This window comes from Cupriavidus sp. FW305-F7 (assembly GCF_058782875.1).
On sequence record NZ_JBYSYC010000039.1, the window covers coordinates 30003 to 49358 of the forward strand.

Sequence of the window (19356 nt, forward strand, 5' to 3'; positions counted from 1 at the left end):
GAGAGGGGTGGGCGCCGGGGCCTGGCACATGAAAAAAAAGGGGCGTGCCGACGGCATCGCCCCTTCTTGCGCCGTGCGCCGGACCAGCCGGCGCCCGCATTTGTCAGCGAGCCTTGGCCCCCTTGGTGCCGGCCTTGGCCGACGCCTTGACGGTCGGCCCCGGCTTGGACTCGCGCGCCGCGCGCGCCGGCGCCGCCTTGGCTGCCGTGTGCCGCGACGAGGCCTCGACGGTGATGCGCTTGCGCGGCTCCGCCTTGCCCTTGGCCGAGGTCCGCACGATGCCGCCCTTGCTGCTTCGCTCGGCGCGCTCGGAATGCTCCGCGCGCTCGGCACGGTCAGCCTGTTCGGCCCGCGCCGCCCGCACCGCGCCGGCGCCGCGCACCGGCACCATCAGCACCAGGCTCTGCCCGGCGACCAGCTTGGTGCCGGAGAGCTTGTTCCACGACTGCACCTGTCCCGCCGAGACGCCATAGCGCCGCGCCACCGAGGCCACGGTGTCCCGCCGGCTGGCACGCACCACCACGCGGCGCGCATCCGGCAAATCAGGCTCCATCGCCAGCATGGCGCTGTCGGCCAGGGTCGCGCTGATATCCTGGTCGTGGCGGCCCGAGCGCGGAATCATCACGGTCGAGCCTGCCTTCAGGCGCATGCCCTTCGGGATGCTGTTGATCTCGCGCAGCGTATCGGCGTCGACATTCAGCCGTGCCGCCAGCGCTTCGATGCGCTCGCGGCTGTCCACCGTCACCGCCGACCAGCTCGACAACCCGCCGCGGTAGGTGTTCAGGTTGTACTGGAAGCGCTCGGCGTTATCGAACGGCAGCAGGATCTGCGGGTTGGACGCGCCCAGGATCACCGGCCGATTGAACGACGGGTTGAGCGCCTTGAACTCCTCCACCGACATGTCCGCCAGCTTTGCCGCCAGGTTCACGTCAATATCGCGCGAGGTGGTCACCGTGACAAAGTACGGATGGTCCGGGATCTCGGGCAGCTTGACGTTATACGCGGCCGGGTTGGCGATGATGTTCTTGACCGCCTGCAGCTTCGGCACGTAGTAGCGCGTCTCATTCGGCATGGGCAGGCTGGCGTAGTCGGTCGGCAGCCCGCGCGCCTGGTTGCGCGCAATCGCGCGCGACACCGCGCCCTCGCCCCAGTTGTACGCCGCCAGCGCCAGGTGCCAGTCGCCGAACATGTCATAAAGCCGCGCCAGGTAGTCCAGCGCGGCATCAGTCGAGGCCAGCACGTCACGGCGCTCGTCGCGGAACATGTTCTGCTTCAGGTTGTACGACCTGCCGGTGCTCGGGATGAACTGCCACATGCCCGCTGCCTTGGCAGTGGACTGGGCCTGCGGATTGAACGCGCTCTCGACGAACGGCAGCAGCGCCAGCTCGGTCGGCATCTTGCGCCGTTCCAGCTCTTCTACGATGTGGTACAGGTAGCGGCTTGAGCGCCCGACCATCCGCTCCATGTATTCCGGCCGCTGCGCATACCACTGGGTGCGGTCATCGACCAGCGTACCCTCCAGGTCCTGCATGGCAAAGCCGCGCCGGATGCGGTCCCAGATGTCGTTGGACGGGCCGCGCAGCCAGTCCAGGCCACCTTGGTCGACATTGATCGTGGAAGCGGAAGAAAGCGCCGATTTGTCGCTGAGCGAATTGAGCGGGTCCTGGCGCTTGGCGGTCTGGGCGGTCGCGGCGCCATAGGCGCCATCAGGCGGCGTGGGGGTGCTGGCGCACGCTGCAAGCAGCGCGGCGCACGCGACCACCGCCAGTAATCGACCAATTTTCATTAAGTTCTCGAATCGCGACGCCAAAAGGATGCGTGATGCTAAAAAAAACCGCGTATCGCGTCAATCAGATTTTCCATATAGCCAATCTCCGACGGGCAGCCGGAAAGCCTTGCGGCGCAAGGCCCGGCAGGCCGGGCAGCGCTCAGCGGAAATTGTCCTTCCAGCCGCGCAGCGCACCGAACGCCTGCGCATCGCCCGTGGCGGCCCCGCCCTGCGCCGCCACTGCCGCCCGTACCGCCGGCTCGCGCGAGCGCAGGAAGGGATTGACCTCGCGCTCATGGGCGATGGTGGTCGGCAGCGTCGGCCGGTCCGCCGCGCGCAGCGCGTCAACCCGCTGCTCCCACGCCGCCAGCGCGGCATTGGCCGGCTCCACCGCCCGCGCAAAGCGCACATTGCTGCGCGTATATTCGTGCGCGCAATAGACGCGGGTATCACCCGGCAGCGCCGCCAGCTTGTCGAGCGAGTCCAGCATCTGCGCCGGCGTGCCTTCGAACAGACGCCCGCAGCCACTGGCGAACAGGGTATCGCCGCAGAAGACCGCCGGGCCGGCTTCGCCCAGGTCACCCACATAGGCGATATGGCCGGCGGTGTGCCCGGGCACGTCCAGCACGCGCAGCGTCAGCGCCGGCGTCTGCAGCGTCACGACATCGCCTTCGCGCAGAGCCTGGGTGCGCCCGCCGATGCGTTCGCCAGCCGGCCCCAGCACCGGCATCGGCGCGCCCGACGGCGTGCGCGGGTGCGCCGCCAGCAGCTCGGCCACCCCGCCCTGGTGATCGCCGTGGTGATGGGTGATTACAATAGCGCCCAGAGCCAGACCGTTTCGCGCCAGGAAGCGCTCCACCGGCGCGGCCTCGCCGGGATCGACCACGGCGGCGTGACGCCCGTCGTGGATGGCCCAGATATAGTTATCCTGGAACGCCGGGATCGGCTCAACCTTCAACATGCGCATGCTCCTATGTCCAATCGTCCCAATCATTCGATTGTAAGCTGGGAAGACTGGCTGGCCTCGCCGCCCGGTGAGTACATGCTGCGCTGGGAGGCGCAGCAGTACGACCGGACCGTGACCGACATCTTCGGCTACCACGCGGTTCAGATGGGCCTGCCCTATATTGACACCCTGCGCGAGAACCGGATGCCGTTCTCGGCGCTGGCGCTGGACCCTTCCAGCGGACCGCACGGGCCGCGTGCCGCACATCCCGACGCGCGCCAGCTGCTGTGCCGCTTCGACGAGCTGCCGTTCGACACCCAGAGCATCGACCTGGTCACCCTGCCCCACATCCTGGAATTCGCCGAAGACCCGCACGAAGTGCTGCGCGAGGTCTCGCGGGTGCTGATGCCCGAGGGGCGCGTGGTGGTCACCTGCTTCAACCCGATGAGCCTGTGGGGCGCGCGCCAGGGCATGAACCGGCTCGGCGCCACGCCCTTCCTGCCGACGGACGCGCAGCAGATCGGCTTTGTGCGCATCAAGGACTGGCTCAAGCTGCTCGGCTTCGATATCATCCGCGGCCGCTTTGGCTGCTACTGCCCGCCCTACCGCACCGACCGCTGGCTGCAGCGCGCCGCCTTCATGGAAAAGGCCGGCGACCGCTGGTGGCCGATCTTCGGCGCGGTCTATATGATCTCGGCGATCAAGCGCGTGCGCAATATCCGCCTGGTCGGCCCGGCCTGGAAGAGCAAGCCGGCACTGGCCCCGGTGTCATCGCCCGTGGCCACACCCACCGGCACGCACGGCAAGACCCCCGGCAAAGAGCGCTGACGCGGTCCAGCGCCCTTCTCCTGCCCCCTTCAATGCGCCACCCGCCCGGCGGGTGGCCACCATGGAATCACATGCAAGAAGTCACGATCTACTCCGACGGCGCCTGCAAGGGCAATCCCGGCCGCGGCGGCTGGGGCGCGGTGCTCATCGCCGGCACCAGCGAGAAAGAACTGTTCGGCGGCGAGCCCAACACCACCAACAACCGCATGGAAATGACCGCCGTGATCGAAGCGCTGCGCGCGCTCAAGCGGCCCTGCGTCGTGCGTGTCTATACCGACTCGCAGTATGTCCAGAAGGGCATCAGCGAATGGCTGCCCGGCTGGAAGGCCCGCGGCTGGAAGACCGCCGACAAGAAGCCGGTCAAGAACGCCGACCTGTGGCAGGAGCTGGACACCCTGGCGCAGCCGCACCAGATCTCCTGGCACTGGGTGCGCGGCCACAACGGCCACCCCGGCAACGAACGTGCCGACGCGCTGGCCAACCGCGGCGTCGAATCGATCGGCCGCTGATCCCTTTCGCTAACAAGAAACCGCGGAGCGCCCGCGCCGCTCCGCTAGAATGCCCGCCATGCGACAAATCGTTCTCGACACCGAAACCACCGGCCTGAGTGCCGCCACCGGCGACCGCCTGATCGAAATCGGCTGCGTCGAGCTGATGAACCGCCGCCTGACGGGGCGCCACCTGCACTTCTACGTCAACCCGGAACGCGATATCGACGAGGGCGCGATCGCCGTGCACGGCATCACGGTCGAGTTCCTGGCCGACAAGCCCCGCTTTGCAGAAGTCGTCAACGACATCCGCGAGTTCGTCCAGGATGCCGAGCTGATCATCCACAACGCGCCGTTCGACCTGGGTTTCCTCGACATGGAATTCCAGCTGCTGGGCCTGCCGCCGTTCCGCCAGCATGCCGGCAATGTGATCGATACCCTGCGCGAAGCCCGCCAGATGTTCCCCGGCAAGCGCAACTCGCTCGACGCCCTGTGCGACCGCCTGGGCATCAGCAACGCCCACCGCACGCTGCACGGCGCCCTGCTGGATGCCGAGCTGCTGGCCGAGGTCTACCTGGCCATGACGCGCGGCCAGGATTCGCTGGTGATCGACATGCACGACAGCACGGCGGGCGCAGGCGGCGCCATCGCCAGCGCCGACCTGTCGCGCCTGGCCCTGCCGGTGCTGCGCGCCACCGATGAAGAACAACAGGCCCACCTCGCCCTGCTCAAGGGGTTGGACAAGGCCAGCGGCGGCAAGACTGTGTGGCAGGAGGCCCCGGCGGAAGCACCCGGAAGCCTGGCTGCCTGACAAAAAAGTTCAAAAAGGGCTTTACAAGATACAGAGACCTCTGCATAATCTCATTTCTCTGCTGCACGACGGCAACGACGACGCAGACAGGGGTGGTTAGCTCAGCGGTAGAGCACTGCCTTCACACGGCAGGGGTCACAGGTTCAATCCCTGTACCACCCACCAGACAAATGGCGAGCAACTGCCTAAGTTGCCAGGAAACCCAGACAGCGCAAGCTCTCTGGGTTTTTTGTTGTCCGGCGTTTGCCCAGGTTTTCTACCCTCCCCGGAAAACCGTGGTTCACGACGCCAATCAAGGCAGGCTGGCCTGGCATATTTGCGCCTGGCGCGCATACTTGTCCACAGAACGACAGGCCTGGCAGGCACAGTCGCCCTCGCCCCCACCGGGCCATCCCTATCGCCCATCCGATCATCGACGCAGCTTTCGGGAGTCCGCCATGCCCGATTCACCCAGGACGACGATCCATGCCGGCGCGACCGTGCCACCGGAGGATGCGCAGACACGGGAGCCGGTGCTGGACGTGGTCGACCGCGTCTCCGAGATGTGCTTCGGCCTGTTCATGGCGCTCACTTTTGTCGGCGCGGTGTCGAGCGGCACGGGCGGCCCGGATGCCAGCCGCACCATGATGCATGCCGCGCTGGGCTGCAACCTGGCCTGGGGCATGGTGGACGCGGTCATGTTCCTGATCCGTACGCTGGCAAGCCGCGGCCAGCGGATCTCCCTGGCGCTTGCCGTCAGGAATGCTAGCGACCGGGCCACTGCGATCGGCCTGATTCGCGATGCGCTGCCTCGCGCAACGAAGTCGCTGGTCACCGACAAGGAACTGGAAGCCATGCGGGCACGGCTTGCCGCCGCCCCGGCGCTGCCGCCCCGCCCCCGCCTGAACATGGCCGACCTGCTGGGTGCCGTGCGCATCTTCTTTATCGTTGTGCTGACCACGTTTCCGGTCGCACTGCCGTTCGTACTGCTGGACAACGTCAGACTGGCGCTGCTGATCTCGCGCGGGCTAACCCTGGCCATGCTGTTCGTCGCCGGGTGGGCGCTGGGCCACTATGCCGGCTTTGGCGGCTGGGTCACTGGCGCAGCCATGACGGCGCTGGGCGTCGTCATGACCATCGCCATCATCGCGCTGGGCGGCTGAGATGCGAGGCGCGATCCTGCTGCTTGCCACCGCCCTTGGCGCGGGCGCGGTACAGGCACAGGAGCCGCCCCAGCCCGCGCCGGATGCCGCCGGGCAGGCGGCCGGCTCACCCTGGACCTTCTCGGCAACAGGCTACTGGAACATGCCGCGCCAGAGCGGCGACTACCTCTCCGGCATCTTCATCGCGGAAAGGAAGCAGCTTCACCTCGAGGCAAGAAGCAACTACGAGGCAGTCCATTCGCAGTCAGCCTTCATCGGCTGGACCTTCTCGGGCGGCGAAACCATCCAGTTCAAGGCGACACCCATCGTTGGCTTCGTGGGGGGCTCCACCCACGGCCTGATCGGCGGGATCGAGGCCAGCGTGGCAGTGAGCAAGTTCGACTACTACATCGAAGCCGAATACCTGGACGCGCGCGGCGAGGAACCGGGCTATCTCTACGCCTGGAGTGAACTTGGCTTCCGCCCGGTCGAATGGCTGAGGCTGGGCCTGGTCGCGCAACGCACCCGGATCTACGGGAGAGACCGCGAACTCCAGCGAGGCGGCTTTTTCCAGGTCACGGTGCGCAGGTTCACGGCGGGCTTCTACTGGTTCAACCCGGGCTCGACGGACCAGGTCGCGATCCTTTCGCTGGGCGTGAGCTTCTAGGCCACAGCCACGTCGCGACGCAACCTTTCCGTTGCCAGCGACAAGGCTTATCTCATTTCCGGCCACTCACCTGCCGGCTACCTTGACTGCTCCGACCTGCACCGGAGCACGCCTTGCCATCCGCCTGCCTCCCCACCGCGACCGAAACAGAACCCGCCCTGCCCTGGACCGGCCGCAACCCGGTCAGTGCCGGCTGGTTCGAGATGCGCCCGGCGCGCGTGCCGCGCGATGCGCGGCCGGTCTATGACGAAGACCTGGATTGCATCATCGGCTACCACCGCAGCTTTGCCTCGGTGGCGTCCACCTATGACCTGGCGGGCGCGGTCGTGGCGCTCGATGCATGCGTGGGTGCAGATGGCGCGGGGCGCGCACCGCTGCTGGTTGCCGGCACGCTGTGGCAGCCGCGTGTGCGCGGCATGACGCGCAGCGGCGCCGAGGGCGAAGGACTGGCAGCGCCCGCGACAACGCTGGCGCGGCTGCGCGGGCGCTTCATCGCACTGGCCCGGCAGCCGCTGCACTTCACGCTGGCCGCGCTGGCGGACACGAGCCGCGGTTCGTGCCGCTGCATATCCTGCGGCTGGCGATGCGCTGCGGCTCGCTGCGGCAGCGGACACGGCACGCTTTGTCGCGCCGATCACCCGGCGGGGCGTGCGGACCGCGCTGGAATTGACGCCGCGGCGACCATACCGTGCTGCGCGTGCGCACCTGGCCCATCGCTGCTTAGCCGTGCCAGGCCCCTGCGTCTGCAACGACCGTGGCAAAGCGGTCATTCAACGCGGCCAGCGTGCTGCGGTGAAGATCGGCCGCAGGTACCGCGGGGCCGCCGAGCGGGTCAGGCAGGTCGCGCGTGGCGCAGGCAGCGGCCACCACGGTGCTGCGATAACCGTGGTCGAGCGCCGAGCGCACCGTGGCGCTGACACACATATGCGTCTGGAAGCCGGCCACGATCAGCTCCTTGCGGCCGAGCCTGGCTAGCTCGTCGGCCAGGGTGGTGTCGGCGAAGCTGTTGGGCAAGCCCTTGGTGACGGTAATCTCACCGGCCTGCGGCCCCACCCCTTCGATGAAGGCGGCATACGGCCCGGTCGGATCGAACGCCTTGCTGCCCGGCCGCCCGTGATGCGCGACATGGATCACCGGCGTGCCGTGGCTGCGCGCCAGCGCCAGCAACTGCGCGCAGGCAGCCACGGCCGCGGGCATGCCGACCAGCGGCAGGCGGCCGTCGACGTATTCGCGTTGATGGTCGATCAGGATCAGGACGGCGGCATCCCAGGCGGAAGGGGTGCGGCTGGCGCCGGCCAGGTCAAGCAGCGTAGTCGGTGTAGTCATTGGCGTTTTGGGCTGGAAGGAATCAGGAACCGCGAGACGGGCCTGCCACATCGCGGGCCATCCCGCATGCTAATGCCAAGCCGGAATCCGTGCATGAGTGCGCGTGGCGATCTCGCCACCGGCCACGCCCTTCCCTGTAGCGCGGCAGGCACGTTACGCGTACAGCCGGGCACGCGGTTGCAAACAGTTGCGAATTTCATCTTGACATCTGCTAATCTTGATTTCACGTCCCGGACAGGAATCTCGGGTCGGCAACACGATGCGGCCGGGACGGGAATACGGGTCAGTGCGCACAAGAAATAAGTCAATCATGCAGCACTCTTTGAAGTACCGGATGGCGTTCGCCACGGCGGGTGTGGTGACGCTGATCATCGTGCTGCGCGCGCTCTACGCGCAGTACTACGCCTACGACGGCCTGAAGACCCTGCAGCAGACGCAGCAGGACACGCTGGTCAAGATGGTGGCCGAGCAACTCGATGAAAAACTGCAGGGCCGGGCCGCCGTCCTGCGGCGCGTGGCGCGCCAGCTCTCCCCCATGCTTTCGGCAAAGCCGGCCGAGCTGCGCCGGGCCGTGGAAGGCCTGGTGGAAATGCCCGAGGCCTTCAACGCCGTCTTCCTGGCCGCGCCCGACGGGCACCTGGTGTTCAGCACCGCCGTGCCGGATGGCGTGCGCCTGCGCGTGGACGATCGCGATTACTTCCGCGATATCCAGCAGGGCCAGGCGTTCGCGGTGTCGGACCTGATCCAGGGCAAGCAGACCAATGCCCCCGGCGTGGTGCTGGCAGTGCCGCTGCACGGGCCGGGTGGCGAGTTGCGCGGCGTGCTTGGGGGCGTCCTGAACCTCGCGGACAGCAACTTCCTGCGCGAGCTTGCGCACAGCCGCGTGGGCACCACCGGCAGCTTCTGCCTGGTTTCCGCCGGCACCAATCCCCGCTATGCAATGCATCCGGACGTTGCCCGCGTGCTGAGCCCCGCACGCGCGCTCGGCGAAGCCTGCGGCGCCGACCACGCCCCCGCCTTCCTGGAAATCCTGACGCCGACGCAGCCGATCGTGGCGCGCTACCTGCTGGCATCCAACGGCTGGGAGGTGGTGGCGGTCCTGCCGGCAGCCGAAGCCTACGCGCCGCTGGTCGCGGTGCGCCAACGGACCCTGGTCATCGGCGCCATCACCATGCTGCTTGCCGCCGCGATGATGTGGCTGGTCATGCGCCGGCTGCTTGAACCGCTGCAGCGGCTGCACCGCGCCGTGCGCCAGATCGGCACCAACCCGGCAGCGGTGGCGGACCTGCCCGCCGGCCGTGCCGACGAGATCGGCGAACTGGCCGTGACCTTCGCCGAGGTGGTGGCGCAGTTGTCGGAGCGCGAAGCCGCGCTGAAAGCGGCCAAGGACCGCGCCGCCGAAAGCGAGAAGCGCATCGAGGCGATCGCCAATCATGTGCCGGACTTTGTCTCGTTCATCGACATGCAGCAGCGCTATGTCTTCGTCAACCAGGCCTATGCGCAGCGGTATGGCGTGCCGGCGCAGCAGATCGTGGGGCTGTCGCTGCGCGAACTGTGGGGCACCCAGGAATACCTGGCCTGCCAGCCGTACCTGGAACAAGCCCGGGCCGGGCAGTCAGTTACCTTTACGCGGGAAAGCGCCGACGGCACCGAATGCATGGAGATCACCTACCAGCCGGCCTGGAACGATGCCCAGGACACCGTCATTGGCCTGCACATGTTCGGGCGCAACGTCACCCATGAGCGCGAAAAACTGCGCAGCCTGGAAGCGCAGACCATCTCCGACTACCTCACCGGCCTGCTCAACCGCAAGGGTTTCGACCGGCGCCTGGCCGAATGCATGGCCCGCGCCAGCGCCGACGGGCGCTCGCTGGCGCTGCTGCTGGTGGACCTGGACGACTTCAAGGGCGTCAACGACAGTTTTGGCCATCCGGTGGGCGACAAGTTGCTGGTCGCCTTTGCGCAGCGGCTGCGCGCCTGCGTGCGCAAGGGCGACGCGGTCGCGCGCATCGGCGGCGATGAGTTTGCTGTGATCCTGGACGGCGTTGCCGACCGCCAGGCCATGGCGTCCATCGCCAACACCGTCGTGCAGGACGCGCGCTTGCCCTTCGTGATCGACGGTCACACGCTGGCGGCCTCGGCCAGCGTCGGCTCGGCCATCCATGACGCGCGCCACACCATGACCGCGAGCGAGTTGTTCATGCACGCCGACATGGCGCTGTACGAGGCCAAGCGGCATGGCAAGGCGCGTTATGCGGTGCAGGCGGCGGCAGAGGCCCAATCGGAAACATCGGACTTGACCACGTAAGGCATTCAACCGTCGCCGGCAGCATCAACGCTTCGGCGCCTCAGCGCACCTTCCCCTCCTTCCACGCCTGCAGCAGCTTGTCGTAAGGAATGGTCTCGCCCTTCGGCTTTTCGTCGGCCAGCTTCTTCCACGGCGCATGGTCGTTCGACAGCCACTTGCCCGGATCTCCCTTCGGGTTGAGCTTGGGCGCGCAGTTGCTCATGCCCGCGCGTTGCAGCCGCGCCATGACCTGGTCCATCTCTTCGGCCAGCGTGTCCATGGCGGCTTGCGGCGTCTTCTCGCCGGTCACCGCGGTGGCCACGTTCTTCCACCACAGCTGGGCCAGCTTCGGATAGTCGGGCACGTTGGTGCCGGTCGGCGTCCAGGCCACGCGCGCGGGGCTGCGGTAGAACTCGACCAGCCCACCGTACTTGGCCGCGTTCTTGGTCAGGTAGTCGTGGTGGATGTCGCTGTCGCGGATAAAGGTCAGCCCGGTCAGCGACTTCTTCAGCGAGACCGTCTTGGACGTGACGAACTGCGCGTACAACCAGGCGGCCGCCAGCTTGTTGGGGTCGGTGTTCTTGAAGAAGGTCCACGAGCCCACGTCCTGGTAGCCGTTCTGCATGCCCTGCTTCCAGTACGGGCCGTACGGCGACGGCGCCATGCGCCACTTGGGCGAGCCGTCGGCGTTGACCACCGGCAGCCCCTTCTTAGTCATGTCCGCGGTGAAAGCGGTGTACCAGAAGATCTGCTGCGCCACCTGGCCTTGCGCGGGGACCGGGCCGGCCTCGGAGAAGGTCATGCCCATCGCCTGCGGCGGCGCGTACTTCTTCATCCAGTCGATGTACTTGGTCAGCGCATAGACCGCCGCCGGGCTGTTGGTGGCACCGCCGCGCGACACCGAGGCGCCGACCGGCGTGCACTTGTCCTCGGCGACGCGGATGCCCCACTCGTCCACCGGCATGCCGTTGGGCAGGCCCTTGTCGGCGGTGCCGGCCATCGACAGCCAGGCGTCGGTGAAGCGCCAGCCCAGCGACGGGTCCTTCTTGCCGTAGTCCATGTGCCCATAGACCTTCTTGCCGTCGAGCTCCTTCACGTCGTTGGTGAAGAAGTTGGCGATGTCCTCATAGGCCGACCAGTTGGTCGGCACGCCCAGGTCATAGCCGTACTTGGCCTTGAACTTGTCCTGCAGGTCCTTGCGCGCAAACCAGTCGGCGCGGAACCAGTACAGGTTGGCAAACTGCTGGTCGGGCAGCTGGTACAGCTTGCCGTCCGGCGCGGTGGTGAACTTGGTGCCGATAAAGTCCTTCACGTCCAGGCCGGGGTTGGTCCATTCCTTGCCGGCGCCGTTCATGTAGTCGGTCAGCGGCAGGATCGAGCCGTAGCGGTAATGCGTGCCGATCAGGTCCGAGTCAGAGATCCAGCCATCGTAGATCGACTTGCCGGACTGCATCGAGGTCTGCAGCTTCTCGACCACGTCGCCTTCCTGGATTAGGTCGTGCTTGACCTTGATGCCGGTGATCTCCTCGAACGCCTTAGCCAGCGTCTTGGATTCGTACTCGTGCGTGGTGATGGTTTCAGACACGACGCTGATCTGCGTGACACCCTTGGCCCTGAGCTTGGCGGCGGCATCGATGAACCACTTCATTTCGGCCTGCTGCTTGTCCTTGGCCAGCGACGAGGGCTGGAACTCATTGTCGATCCACTTCTTCGCTTCCGCCTCGCCTGCCCAGGTGGACCCGCAAGCCAGCGCAGCCGCGCAGGCAAGGGCTGACATCCCCAACTTCACGTGCACTTTCATTGGTGTCTCCTCAAGAATTCCCCTCCCCGGCTATGGTCCTGGTGGCGGCCCCGGGGCAGGGATAAGCCGCAAACCCTCCATCCAACCGTGATGCCTCCGATCCCCGGCTAGCCCTTGCGCATGATCAGCGCCAGCACCAGCATCGATACACCGAAGCTGATCCAGACCGACGGCTCTTCGGACAGCGACAGCCACGCGGTGACCTTCTCGCCCAGTCCTACCCACGCCAGGTTGACCCAGGCGGCGCACATCAGCCCGATAAACAGCCGGTCGCCACGCGTGGTCGCGATCGGCAGGAAGCCCTTGCGCAGCACCGAAGGCGCGCGTATTTCCCAGATAGTCATGCTGATCAGCATGACCACGATGCAGCCGAAGAACACCGCTACCGGCGTCGTCCAGACCATCCAGCTCAGCATTGCGCCGTCTCCTTGTGTTGTGATCAGGGTTGCGCCGTGCGCTTACACGCGGCCCATCGCGAAGCCCTTCGCGATGTAGTGCCGCACGAACCAGATCACGATGCCGCCGGGCACGATGGTCAGCACGCCGGCCGCGGCCAGCACGCCCCAGTCCATGCCCGATGCCGACACCGTGCGCGTCATGGTGGCGACGATGGGCTTGGCGTTGACCGAGGTCAGCGTGCGCGCCAGCAGCAGCTCCACCCAGCTGAACATGAAGCAGAAGAACGCCGCCACGCCCACGCCGGCCTTGATCAGCGGCAGGAAGATGGTCAGGAAGAAGCGCGGGAACGAGTAGCCATCGACATACGCGGTCTCGTCGATCTCGCGCGGCACGCCCGACATGAAGCCTTCCAGGATCCACACCGCCAGCGGCACATTGAAGACCAGGTGCGCCAGCGCCACGCCAAGGTGGGTATCCATCAGCCCGATGGTGCTGTAGAGCTGGAAGAACGGCAGCAGGAACACCGCGGGCGGTGTCATGCGGTTGGTCAGCAGCCAGAAGAACACATGCTTGTCGCCGATGAACTGGTAGCGCGAAAAGGCATAGGCCGCCGGCAGCGCCACGCTGATCGAGATCACCGTGTTCATCGCCACGTAGATCATCGAGTTGACGTAGCCCGAATACCACGACGGGTCGGTGAAGATGGTCTTGTAATGCTGCAGCGTGAATTCCGCGGGCCACAGCGACAGCGTGGAGACGATCTCCTCATTGGTCTTGAACGACATGTTCACCATCCAGTAGATCGGCACGATGGCAAACAGCAGGTAGACCAGCAGGAAGCCCGCGCGCCACCAGGTGGCGCGGTTGGCGGGGGTGCGCAATTCAGCCATGGGGCATGTCCTCGCTGCCGGCGGTGCCCGCGCGCTGCATCCAGTTATAGAGGATGAAGCACATGAGCAGGATGATCAGGAAATAGACGATGGAAAACGCCGCCGCCGGGCCCAGGTCGAACTGGCCCACGGCCTTCTGCGTCAGGTACTGCGACAGGAAGGTGGTGGCGTTGCCGGGACCGCCGCCGGTCAGCACGAAGGGCTCGGTATAGATCATGAAGCTGTCCATGAAGCGCAGCAGCACCGCGATCATCAGCACGCCGCGCAGCTTGGGCAGCTGGATATAGCGGAACACCGCCAGGCGCGAGGCGCCGTCGATCTGCGCGGCCTGGTAGTAGGCGTCGGGAATGGCGCGCAGGCCGGCGTAGCAGAGCAGCGCCACCAGCGGCGTCCAGTGCCAGACGTCCATCACCAGCACCGTGATCCAGGCATCGAAGGCGCTGCCGGTGTAGTTGTAGTCGAAGCCCATCGCCGCCAGCGCGGCTCCCAGCAGGCCGATATCGGTGCGCCCGAAGATCTGCCAGATGGTGCCGACCACGTTCCACGGGATCAGCAGCGACAACGCGATGATCACCAGCACCGCCGATGCCTTCCAGCCCCTGGCCGGCATCGACAAAGCCAGCAGGATGCCCAGCGGGATCTCCACCAGCAGCACCGCCAGCGAGAAACCGAGCTGGCGCAGCAGCGCGTCGTGCAGCTCGCCGTCGCGCAGCACAGTGCGGAACCACTCAGTGCCGACAAACACGCGCCGCTCGGGCGAGATGATGTCCTGCACCGAGTAGTTGACGATGGTCATCAGCGGCAGGATGGCGGAGAACGCCACGCACGCCACCACCGGCAACACCAGCAGCCAGGCCTTCTGGTTGACGGGCTTCATTGGACCAGTTCCTCGTTGACGTAGTAGCAGGTATGGCGGTTGAACACCGACAGCCAGGCGGTGTCGCCCGGGCGCAGATCGGCTGCCTCGATACCCAGCCGCGCGCGCAGCGTGCCGGCCAGTGCGCCCGCCTCCTGCACGCCGCCAGTCAGAAGCCAGTAAGTGCCGATATCCTGCGCGCGCTCGACCCGCACCGGCACCGCCTGCGCGTCGCTCTCCGGCGCCAGGCGCAGATACTCGGGCCGCACGCCGATGCGGAAGCTGCCGGCCTCGCGCAACGCCGCTTCGACTGACGGCGACAACCCCGGCATGTAGCGGCGCCCGGCCAGCTCGACCGCGCCGTCGCGCCACTGCCCGGTCAGGAAATTCATGCCCGGCGAGCCGATGAAATGCCCGACGAAGGTATGCGCGGGCCGCTCGAACAGCGCATCGGCCGGCCCCACCTGCACCGCCTTGCCGCGCGACATCACCACCACCTGGTCGGCAAAGGTCAGCGCCTCGGTCTGGTCGTGCGTCACGTAGATCAGTGTCAGGCGGAACTCGTGATGGATTTCCTTGAGCTTGCGCCGCAGCTGCCATTTGAGCTGCGGGTCGATCACCGTCAGCGGCTCGTCGAAGAGAATGGCCGACACGTCCTGGCGCACCAGCCCGCGCCCCAGCGAGATCTTCTGCTTGGCGTCCGCGGCCAGGCCGCTGGCGCGGCGATCGAGCGTGGCCGACAGGTCCAGCATCTCGGCCACGCGCCCTACCCGCTCGCGCACCTGGGCTTCCGGCACGCCGCGGTTGCGCAGCGGGAAGGCCAGGTTCTCGCCGACAGTCATGGTGTCGTAGATCACAGGGAACTGGAACACCTGGGCGATATTGCGCGCCTGCGGCGTGGCAGCGGTCACGTCGCGGCCGTCGAAGGCGATGGTGCCTTGCGAGGGCCGCAGCAGCCCGGAAATGCAGTTCAGCAGCGTGGTCTTGCCGCAGCCGGACGGGCCCAGCAGCGCATAGGCGCCGCCGTCTTCGAACGTGAATTGCAGCGGCAGCAGCGCGTAGTCCTCGTCGGTACGCGGATTCGGCACATAGGAGTGCGCCAGGTCCAAGTCGATGCGCGCCATCTCAGCCCCCTGCCCCGGCAGCCGCGGCCGCGCCGCCGGGCACGTCCGCGGCCAGCCCGCCCGGCCGGCGCGGCGCGTGGATGCGGCGCCCGTCGGCGTCGAACAGGTAGATCTGCTCGGGCAGCAGATGCAGCGACAGCGGCTCGCCCAGCGCCAGGTCGAGCACGCCGGCGAACTGCGCCACCAGGTTGCCCACCGGGGTATCGGCGTGGACAAAGGTGTCCGAGCCTGACAGCTCGGCCAGCGCCACGCGCCCGGGCACCGCCACCGCACCCGGCTCACCGGCCAGGCGCAATGCCGACGCGCGCACCCCCACCGTGACCGGGCCGTCGTGCCCGCCCGCGCCGGGCACCGGCACGGAGATATCGCCGGCCAGCGTGACCCAGCCGCCCTGCAGCCTGCCCTCGACCAGGTTCATCGGCGGATCGTTGAACGCACGCGCCACGCGCAGCGAATCGGGATAGTGGAAGACCTGGGGTGTCGGGCCGTACTGCAGCAGTTCGCCGGCGTCCAGCACCGCGGTATGCCCGCCCAGCAGCAGCGCTTCGCCGGGCTCTGTGGTGGCATAGATCACGGTGGCGTCGCCATGCGCGAACAGCTGCGCCAGTTCCTCGCGCAGTTCTTCGCGCAGCTTGTAGTCAAGGTTGACCAGCGGCTCGTCCAGCAGCATCAGCGGCGCCTCCTTGGCCAGCGCGCGCGCCAGTGCCACGCGCTGCTGCTGCCCGCCGGAGAGCTCGGACGGATAGCGGTCCAGCAGGTGGTCGATATGCAGCCGCCCGGCCAACTCGCGCACGCGCGCGGCAATCTCTGCGGCCGGCGCCTTGCGCCGCAGCCGCAGCGGCGAGGCGATGTTGTCGAACACCTTGAGCGACGGGTAGTTGATGAACTGCTGGTAGACCATCGATACATTGCGCTCGCGCACCGGCATGCCGGTCACGTCGTGGCCGTCGACCAGCACGCGGCCGGCGCTGGGCCGGTCCAGCCCGGCCATCACCCGCATCAGCGACGTCTTGCCCGCTTGCGTGGCGCCCAGCAGGATGGTCACCGCGCCCGGAACCGGCACGAGTGTCATCGGATAGAGATACGCCTGCGAACCTGCCTGCTGTGCGACGCCTTCCAAACGTAGCTGCATCCGGTCTCCATGTTCGATATGCTTCCCGCATCACAGCTTTGGCGCGATGCAGGCGCACAAGTCTTGGCTTTACGTTCGTTTTAGCAACAAAACGAACTTAAAACAATAGTGCACTGCATCATTTGTTTTCGTTTCTGTTTGAACTAGAATCCCGGCATGACCCTGAATCCCCGCCAGACGGCCCTGCTCGAAGAAGTCCGCACCCAGGGCTTTGCCTCCATCGACGAACTTGCGCGCAAGTTCGGCGTCACGCTCCAGACGGTACGCCGCGACGTCAACCTGCTGGCCGAGAACGGCATGCTGGCGCGCTTCCATGGCGGGGTGCGGGTGGAGGGCTCCACCACCGAGAACATCGCCTACCGGCAGCGGCAGGTGCTCAATGCCGAGGGCAAGGCGCGCATCGCGCGCGCGGTGGCCGCCGTGGTGCCCGAGGGCTGCTCGCTGATCCTGAACATCGGCACCACGGTGGAAGAGATAGCGCGCGAGTTGATGCACCACCGCGGGCTGCGCGTGATCACCAACAACCTGAACGTGGCCAATATCCTTGCCGACAACCCCGATTGCGAGGTCATCGTCGCCGGCGGCGTGCTGCGCTCACGCGACCGCGGCATCGTGGGCGAGGCCACGGTGGAGTTCATCCGCCAGTTCAAGGTCGATATCGGGCTGATCGGCATCTCGGGCATCGAGACCGACGGCACACTGCGCGACTACGACTTCCGCGAGGTCAAGGTGGCGCGGACCATCATCGAACATTCACGCGAGGTGTGGCTGGCAGCGGACGCCAGCAAGTTCAACCGCCAGGCGATGGTGGAACTGGCGCACGTGTCGCAGGTCGACCGGCTCTTTACCGATGAGCCGCTGGCAGCGCCGTTCGACCAGATCGTTGCCGACAGTGGGGTGAAGTGTGTGGTGGCGGAGCGGGACTGACCCGCTGGCCCGGCATCCCCGCGCCGGCGGGGATGCGGCCGCCGTGAAGCGGCAGGATTCCCGCGGGCGCGGGAACCGGGGGACGGCGAGCTTACTTGAACACCACGGTCTTGTGGCCGTTCAGCAGGATACGGTGTTCGGCATGCCACTTGACCGCGCGCGCCAGTGCCACGCATTCCACGTCGCGGCCGACGGCGGTCAATTGCTCCGGGTCCATGCTGTGGTCCACGCGCTCGATCTCCTGCTCGATGATCGGGCCTTCGTCCAGGGCGGCGGTGACGTAGTGCGCGGTCGCCCCGATCAGCTTCACGCCGCGCTCATGCGCCTGGTAGTACGGCTTGGCGCCCTTGAAGCTGGGCAGGAACGAGTGGTGGATATTGATCGCGCGGCCGGCCAGCTTGCGGCACAGGTCGTCGGACAGCACCTGCATGTAGCGCGCCAGCACCACCAGGTCGATCTTCTGCTCCTGCACCACGTCGAAGACGCGCGCTTCCTGCGCGGCCTTCTGCTCGGCCGAGGCGTTCATCAGCGGCAAGTGGAAGAACGGCACGTCGTAAGACGCCGCCAGCTGGTAGAAGTCGCGGTGGTTCGAGACGATGGCCGCGATCTCGACCGGCAAGCCGCCCACCTTGGCGCGGAACAGCAGGTCATTCAGGCAGTGGCCGATCTTGGACACCATGATCATCACGCGCGGCTTGACGGCGGCGTCGTTCAGTTCCCACTGCATGCCGAACTGGTCGCCCACCGGCGCGAACGCGGCCTTCAGCGTGTCCAGGTCCGGGCCGCCGGCGGCCGGCGTGAAATGCACGCGCATGAAGAAGCGGCCGGTGTACTCGTCACCGTACTGGTCGGAATCGACGATATTGCAGCCGTGCTGGAACAGCAGGCCCGAGACGGCATGGACGATGCCCGGCTGGTCGGGGCACGAGAGGGTCAGGATGAATCCGGTGTTGCTCATGGTGTGTTGTTCTGTCGGAATGGCGCGGCGCAAGGCCGGGAAAATCAGGTCAGCGAGGTCGGCAAGACCGGCACAGGCGGAACCCGCGGCGACGGCTCAGGCGCGCTGGTCAGGACCGAGCCAGCCGCGCCGCCCAAGGGCATCCAGCGTCACCAGTGTCGCATCGACCGTCATGGCGCCGGCCGACATGATAGCAAGCAATGCGACCACATCGACGCACCGGTGCTCGCTGACCTCGCCATCCTGGTTGCGCGGCGTGAAGCCGGGCGGCAGCAGCAGGTCGTAGACGCAGACCTGCTCCCACTGTACGCCTTCGGGCAGGTCGCGCAGCACCTCGATCACGCCGTGGGCCTGCGCGCCCTGCGCCAGCGCGGGCGGGATGCCGGATTCTTCCTCGCATTCGCGCACCAGCGTCGCCAGCGGATCGCTGCCGTGCGGCATGCCGCCGGCAACCAGGTTGTCCCACATGCCGGGGTCGACCGACTTGGCCGGGCTGCGCCGCGAGATCCACAGCGCGGGACCGCCATCCACATCGCCATCGACAATACCGTTCATGTGCGAGGCAAAGGTCAGCAGCCCGAGAAAGCGCGCCGCCGCGCGTTCCACCACGCCGAGTGCGGGCGCGTCCAGCGCGGGCGTGACCGCGAACAGTTCATCGCGCCAGCCGCGCACGTGGCCGGCATCGGCCAGCTGGCGGGCCAGCGCCTGCAGCGCGGCGCTGCGCGCGTCAAAGTCATTGCGCCCGGGCAGCAGTTCAACCGCCGTGGTGCCATCGGCCAGGCGCTCGTCCGGGCCGAGGATGGCGCCCATGCCACGCAGGATTGCCGCATGGGCGCGCGGCAGCCAGCCAACCTGCTGGCCGGCCACCATCAGGCGCAGCTTGGCGGCGGCATCGAAGCCGCTGCGCGCCGCCAGCGAGGCGGCAATCTGCGCGGCGAGGTTGCCCGCGGGGTCCGCGGGCGGCAACGAAGACGTTTCAGCCATCAGGAATCCATGCGCCGGCCGGGCCGGCGCGCTTTGTCATTGT

Annotated in this window: 18 protein-coding genes and 1 tRNA gene; 8 read left to right on the forward strand and 11 right to left on the reverse strand. The window is 67.0% G+C overall.

What is annotated here, in order from left to right; all coding sequences use genetic code 11:
* Window positions 1-103 precede the first annotated feature (103 nt).
* The gene (locus tag AC3WL8_RS29305; protein WP_013957302.1) at window positions 104-1786 is read right to left on the reverse strand and encodes a transglycosylase SLT domain-containing protein; all 1683 of its coding nucleotides are present in this window, start codon (window positions 1784-1786) and stop codon (window positions 104-106) included.
* Between the two features lie 142 nt (window positions 1787-1928).
* The gene (gene gloB / locus AC3WL8_RS29310; RefSeq protein WP_211979912.1) at window positions 1929-2729 is read right to left on the reverse strand and encodes a hydroxyacylglutathione hydrolase; all 801 of its coding nucleotides are present in this window, start codon (window positions 2727-2729) and stop codon (window positions 1929-1931) included.
* Window positions 2730-2741: 12 nt separating this feature from the next.
* On the opposite strand from gloB, the gene AC3WL8_RS29315 reads away from it, so the two are divergent.
* The 6 genes from AC3WL8_RS29315 to AC3WL8_RS29340 all read left to right on the forward strand — a co-directional run bounded on the left by AC3WL8_RS29315 (window position 2742) and on the right by AC3WL8_RS29340 (window position 6629).
* Window positions 2742-3542 (forward strand): methyltransferase domain-containing protein, encoded by an 801-nt coding sequence (locus AC3WL8_RS29315; RefSeq protein ID WP_211979913.1) that lies wholly within the window; start codon window positions 2742-2744, stop codon window positions 3540-3542.
* Window positions 3543-3613: 71 nt separating this feature from the next.
* The gene (gene rnhA, locus AC3WL8_RS29320) at window positions 3614-4051 is read left to right on the forward strand and encodes a ribonuclease HI (protein ID WP_013957305.1); all 438 of its coding nucleotides are present in this window, start codon (window positions 3614-3616) and stop codon (window positions 4049-4051) included.
* A gap of 49 nt (window positions 4052-4100) precedes the next feature.
* Window positions 4101-4841: a DNA polymerase III subunit epsilon gene (gene dnaQ, locus AC3WL8_RS29325; protein ID WP_211979914.1), complete on the forward strand. Its 741-nt coding sequence runs from the start codon at window positions 4101-4103 to the stop codon at window positions 4839-4841.
* Between the two features lie 90 nt (window positions 4842-4931).
* Window positions 4932-5006: transfer RNA gene (locus tag AC3WL8_RS29330), tRNA-Val, on the forward strand.
* A gap of 272 nt (window positions 5007-5278) precedes the next feature.
* Complete coding sequence (locus tag AC3WL8_RS29335; protein ID WP_211979915.1) at window positions 5279-5983, forward strand: VIT1/CCC1 transporter family protein; 705 nt, start codon at window positions 5279-5281, stop codon at window positions 5981-5983.
* Between the two features lies 1 nt (window position 5984).
* The gene (locus AC3WL8_RS29340; RefSeq protein ID WP_211979916.1) at window positions 5985-6629 is read left to right on the forward strand and encodes a hypothetical protein; all 645 of its coding nucleotides are present in this window, start codon (window positions 5985-5987) and stop codon (window positions 6627-6629) included.
* A 720-nt stretch (window positions 6630-7349) separates the two neighbouring features.
* On the opposite strand, the gene AC3WL8_RS29345 is transcribed toward AC3WL8_RS29340, so the two are convergent.
* Window positions 7350-7955: a cysteine hydrolase family protein gene (locus tag AC3WL8_RS29345; protein WP_211979917.1), complete on the reverse strand. Its 606-nt coding sequence runs from the start codon at window positions 7953-7955 to the stop codon at window positions 7350-7352.
* Window positions 7956-8265: 310 nt separating this feature from the next.
* Between AC3WL8_RS29345 and AC3WL8_RS29350 the strand changes: the two genes are divergently transcribed.
* A complete protein-coding gene (locus AC3WL8_RS29350; protein ID WP_249221183.1) occupies window positions 8266-10263 on the forward strand; it encodes a sensor domain-containing diguanylate cyclase in 1998 nt (665 codons plus the stop codon).
* 40 nt (window positions 10264-10303) lie between these two features.
* On the opposite strand, the gene AC3WL8_RS29355 is transcribed toward AC3WL8_RS29350, so the two are convergent.
* The 6 genes from AC3WL8_RS29355 to AC3WL8_RS29380 form a co-directional block, all read right to left on the reverse strand.
* The gene (locus tag AC3WL8_RS29355) at window positions 10304-12031 is read right to left on the reverse strand and encodes an ABC transporter substrate-binding protein (RefSeq protein ID WP_211982287.1); all 1728 of its coding nucleotides are present in this window, start codon (window positions 12029-12031) and stop codon (window positions 10304-10306) included.
* A 119-nt stretch (window positions 12032-12150) separates the two neighbouring features.
* Window positions 12151-12459: a DUF2160 domain-containing protein gene (locus tag AC3WL8_RS29360; RefSeq protein ID WP_013957313.1), complete on the reverse strand. Its 309-nt coding sequence runs from the start codon at window positions 12457-12459 to the stop codon at window positions 12151-12153.
* Between the two features lie 42 nt (window positions 12460-12501).
* Entirely contained in the window at window positions 12502-13332 is an 831-nt protein-coding gene (locus AC3WL8_RS29365) for a carbohydrate ABC transporter permease (RefSeq protein ID WP_013957314.1), read from the reverse strand.
* On the reverse strand, window positions 13325-14209 hold the full coding sequence (locus AC3WL8_RS29370) for a carbohydrate ABC transporter permease (RefSeq protein ID WP_013957315.1): 885 nt from the start codon (window positions 14207-14209) through the stop codon (window positions 13325-13327). The genes AC3WL8_RS29365 and AC3WL8_RS29370 overlap by 8 nt, the downstream gene beginning before the upstream one ends.
* Entirely contained in the window at window positions 14206-15312 is a 1107-nt protein-coding gene (locus AC3WL8_RS29375; protein WP_013957316.1) for an ABC transporter ATP-binding protein, read from the reverse strand. Before AC3WL8_RS29375 ends, AC3WL8_RS29370 begins: the two co-directional genes overlap by 4 nt.
* Before the next feature lies 1 nt (window position 15313).
* The gene (locus tag AC3WL8_RS29380; protein ID WP_013957317.1) at window positions 15314-16444 is read right to left on the reverse strand and encodes an ABC transporter ATP-binding protein; all 1131 of its coding nucleotides are present in this window, start codon (window positions 16442-16444) and stop codon (window positions 15314-15316) included.
* Between the two features lie 156 nt (window positions 16445-16600).
* Here AC3WL8_RS29380 and AC3WL8_RS29385 point away from each other — a divergent pair, with 156 nt between their 5' ends.
* A complete protein-coding gene (locus AC3WL8_RS29385; protein WP_153954679.1) occupies window positions 16601-17371 on the forward strand; it encodes a DeoR/GlpR family DNA-binding transcription regulator in 771 nt (256 codons plus the stop codon).
* Between the two features lie 91 nt (window positions 17372-17462).
* On the opposite strand, the gene purU is transcribed toward AC3WL8_RS29385, so the two are convergent.
* Window positions 17463-18329: a formyltetrahydrofolate deformylase gene (gene purU / locus AC3WL8_RS29390; protein ID WP_013957319.1), complete on the reverse strand. Its 867-nt coding sequence runs from the start codon at window positions 18327-18329 to the stop codon at window positions 17463-17465.
* Between the two features lie 96 nt (window positions 18330-18425).
* Complete coding sequence (locus AC3WL8_RS29395; protein ID WP_153954678.1) at window positions 18426-19313, reverse strand: NUDIX hydrolase; 888 nt, start codon at window positions 19311-19313, stop codon at window positions 18426-18428.
* Window positions 19314-19356: the final 43 nt, after the last annotated feature.

What these genes read in the sequence shown, in the direction of transcription:
- AC3WL8_RS29305 (WP_013957302.1), bottom strand. Translation starts at nt 1,786, where the DNA reads ATGAAAATTGGTCGATTACTGGCGGTGGTCGCGTGCGCCGCGCTGCTT.
- gloB (WP_211979912.1), bottom strand. Translation starts at nt 2,729, where the DNA reads ATGTTGAAGGTTGAGCCGATCCCGGCGTTCCAGGATAACTATATCTGG.
- AC3WL8_RS29315 (WP_211979913.1), top strand. Translation starts at nt 2,742, where the DNA reads ATGTCCAATCGTCCCAATCATTCGATTGTAAGCTGGGAAGACTGGCTG.
- rnhA (WP_013957305.1), top strand. Translation starts at nt 3,614, where the DNA reads ATGCAAGAAGTCACGATCTACTCCGACGGCGCCTGCAAGGGCAATCCC.
- dnaQ (WP_211979914.1), top strand. Translation starts at nt 4,101, where the DNA reads ATGCCCGCCATGCGACAAATCGTTCTCGACACCGAAACCACCGGCCTG.
- AC3WL8_RS29335 (WP_211979915.1), top strand. Translation starts at nt 5,279, where the DNA reads ATGCCCGATTCACCCAGGACGACGATCCATGCCGGCGCGACCGTGCCA.
- AC3WL8_RS29340 (WP_211979916.1), top strand. Translation starts at nt 5,985, where the DNA reads ATGCGAGGCGCGATCCTGCTGCTTGCCACCGCCCTTGGCGCGGGCGCG.
- AC3WL8_RS29345 (WP_211979917.1), bottom strand. Translation starts at nt 7,955, where the DNA reads ATGACTACACCGACTACGCTGCTTGACCTGGCCGGCGCCAGCCGCACC.
- AC3WL8_RS29350 (WP_249221183.1), top strand. Translation starts at nt 8,266, where the DNA reads ATGCAGCACTCTTTGAAGTACCGGATGGCGTTCGCCACGGCGGGTGTG.
- AC3WL8_RS29360 (WP_013957313.1), bottom strand. Translation starts at nt 12,459, where the DNA reads ATGCTGAGCTGGATGGTCTGGACGACGCCGGTAGCGGTGTTCTTCGGC.
- AC3WL8_RS29365 (WP_013957314.1), bottom strand. Translation starts at nt 13,332, where the DNA reads ATGGCTGAATTGCGCACCCCCGCCAACCGCGCCACCTGGTGGCGCGCG.
- AC3WL8_RS29370 (WP_013957315.1), bottom strand. Translation starts at nt 14,209, where the DNA reads ATGAAGCCCGTCAACCAGAAGGCCTGGCTGCTGGTGTTGCCGGTGGTG.
- AC3WL8_RS29375 (WP_013957316.1), bottom strand. Translation starts at nt 15,312, where the DNA reads ATGGCGCGCATCGACTTGGACCTGGCGCACTCCTATGTGCCGAATCCG.
- AC3WL8_RS29380 (WP_013957317.1), bottom strand. Translation starts at nt 16,444, where the DNA reads ATGCAGCTACGTTTGGAAGGCGTCGCACAGCAGGCAGGTTCGCAGGCG.
- AC3WL8_RS29385 (WP_153954679.1), top strand. Translation starts at nt 16,601, where the DNA reads ATGACCCTGAATCCCCGCCAGACGGCCCTGCTCGAAGAAGTCCGCACC.
- purU (WP_013957319.1), bottom strand. Translation starts at nt 18,329, where the DNA reads ATGAGCAACACCGGATTCATCCTGACCCTCTCGTGCCCCGACCAGCCG.
- AC3WL8_RS29395 (WP_153954678.1), bottom strand. Translation starts at nt 19,313, where the DNA reads ATGGCTGAAACGTCTTCGTTGCCGCCCGCGGACCCCGCGGGCAACCTC.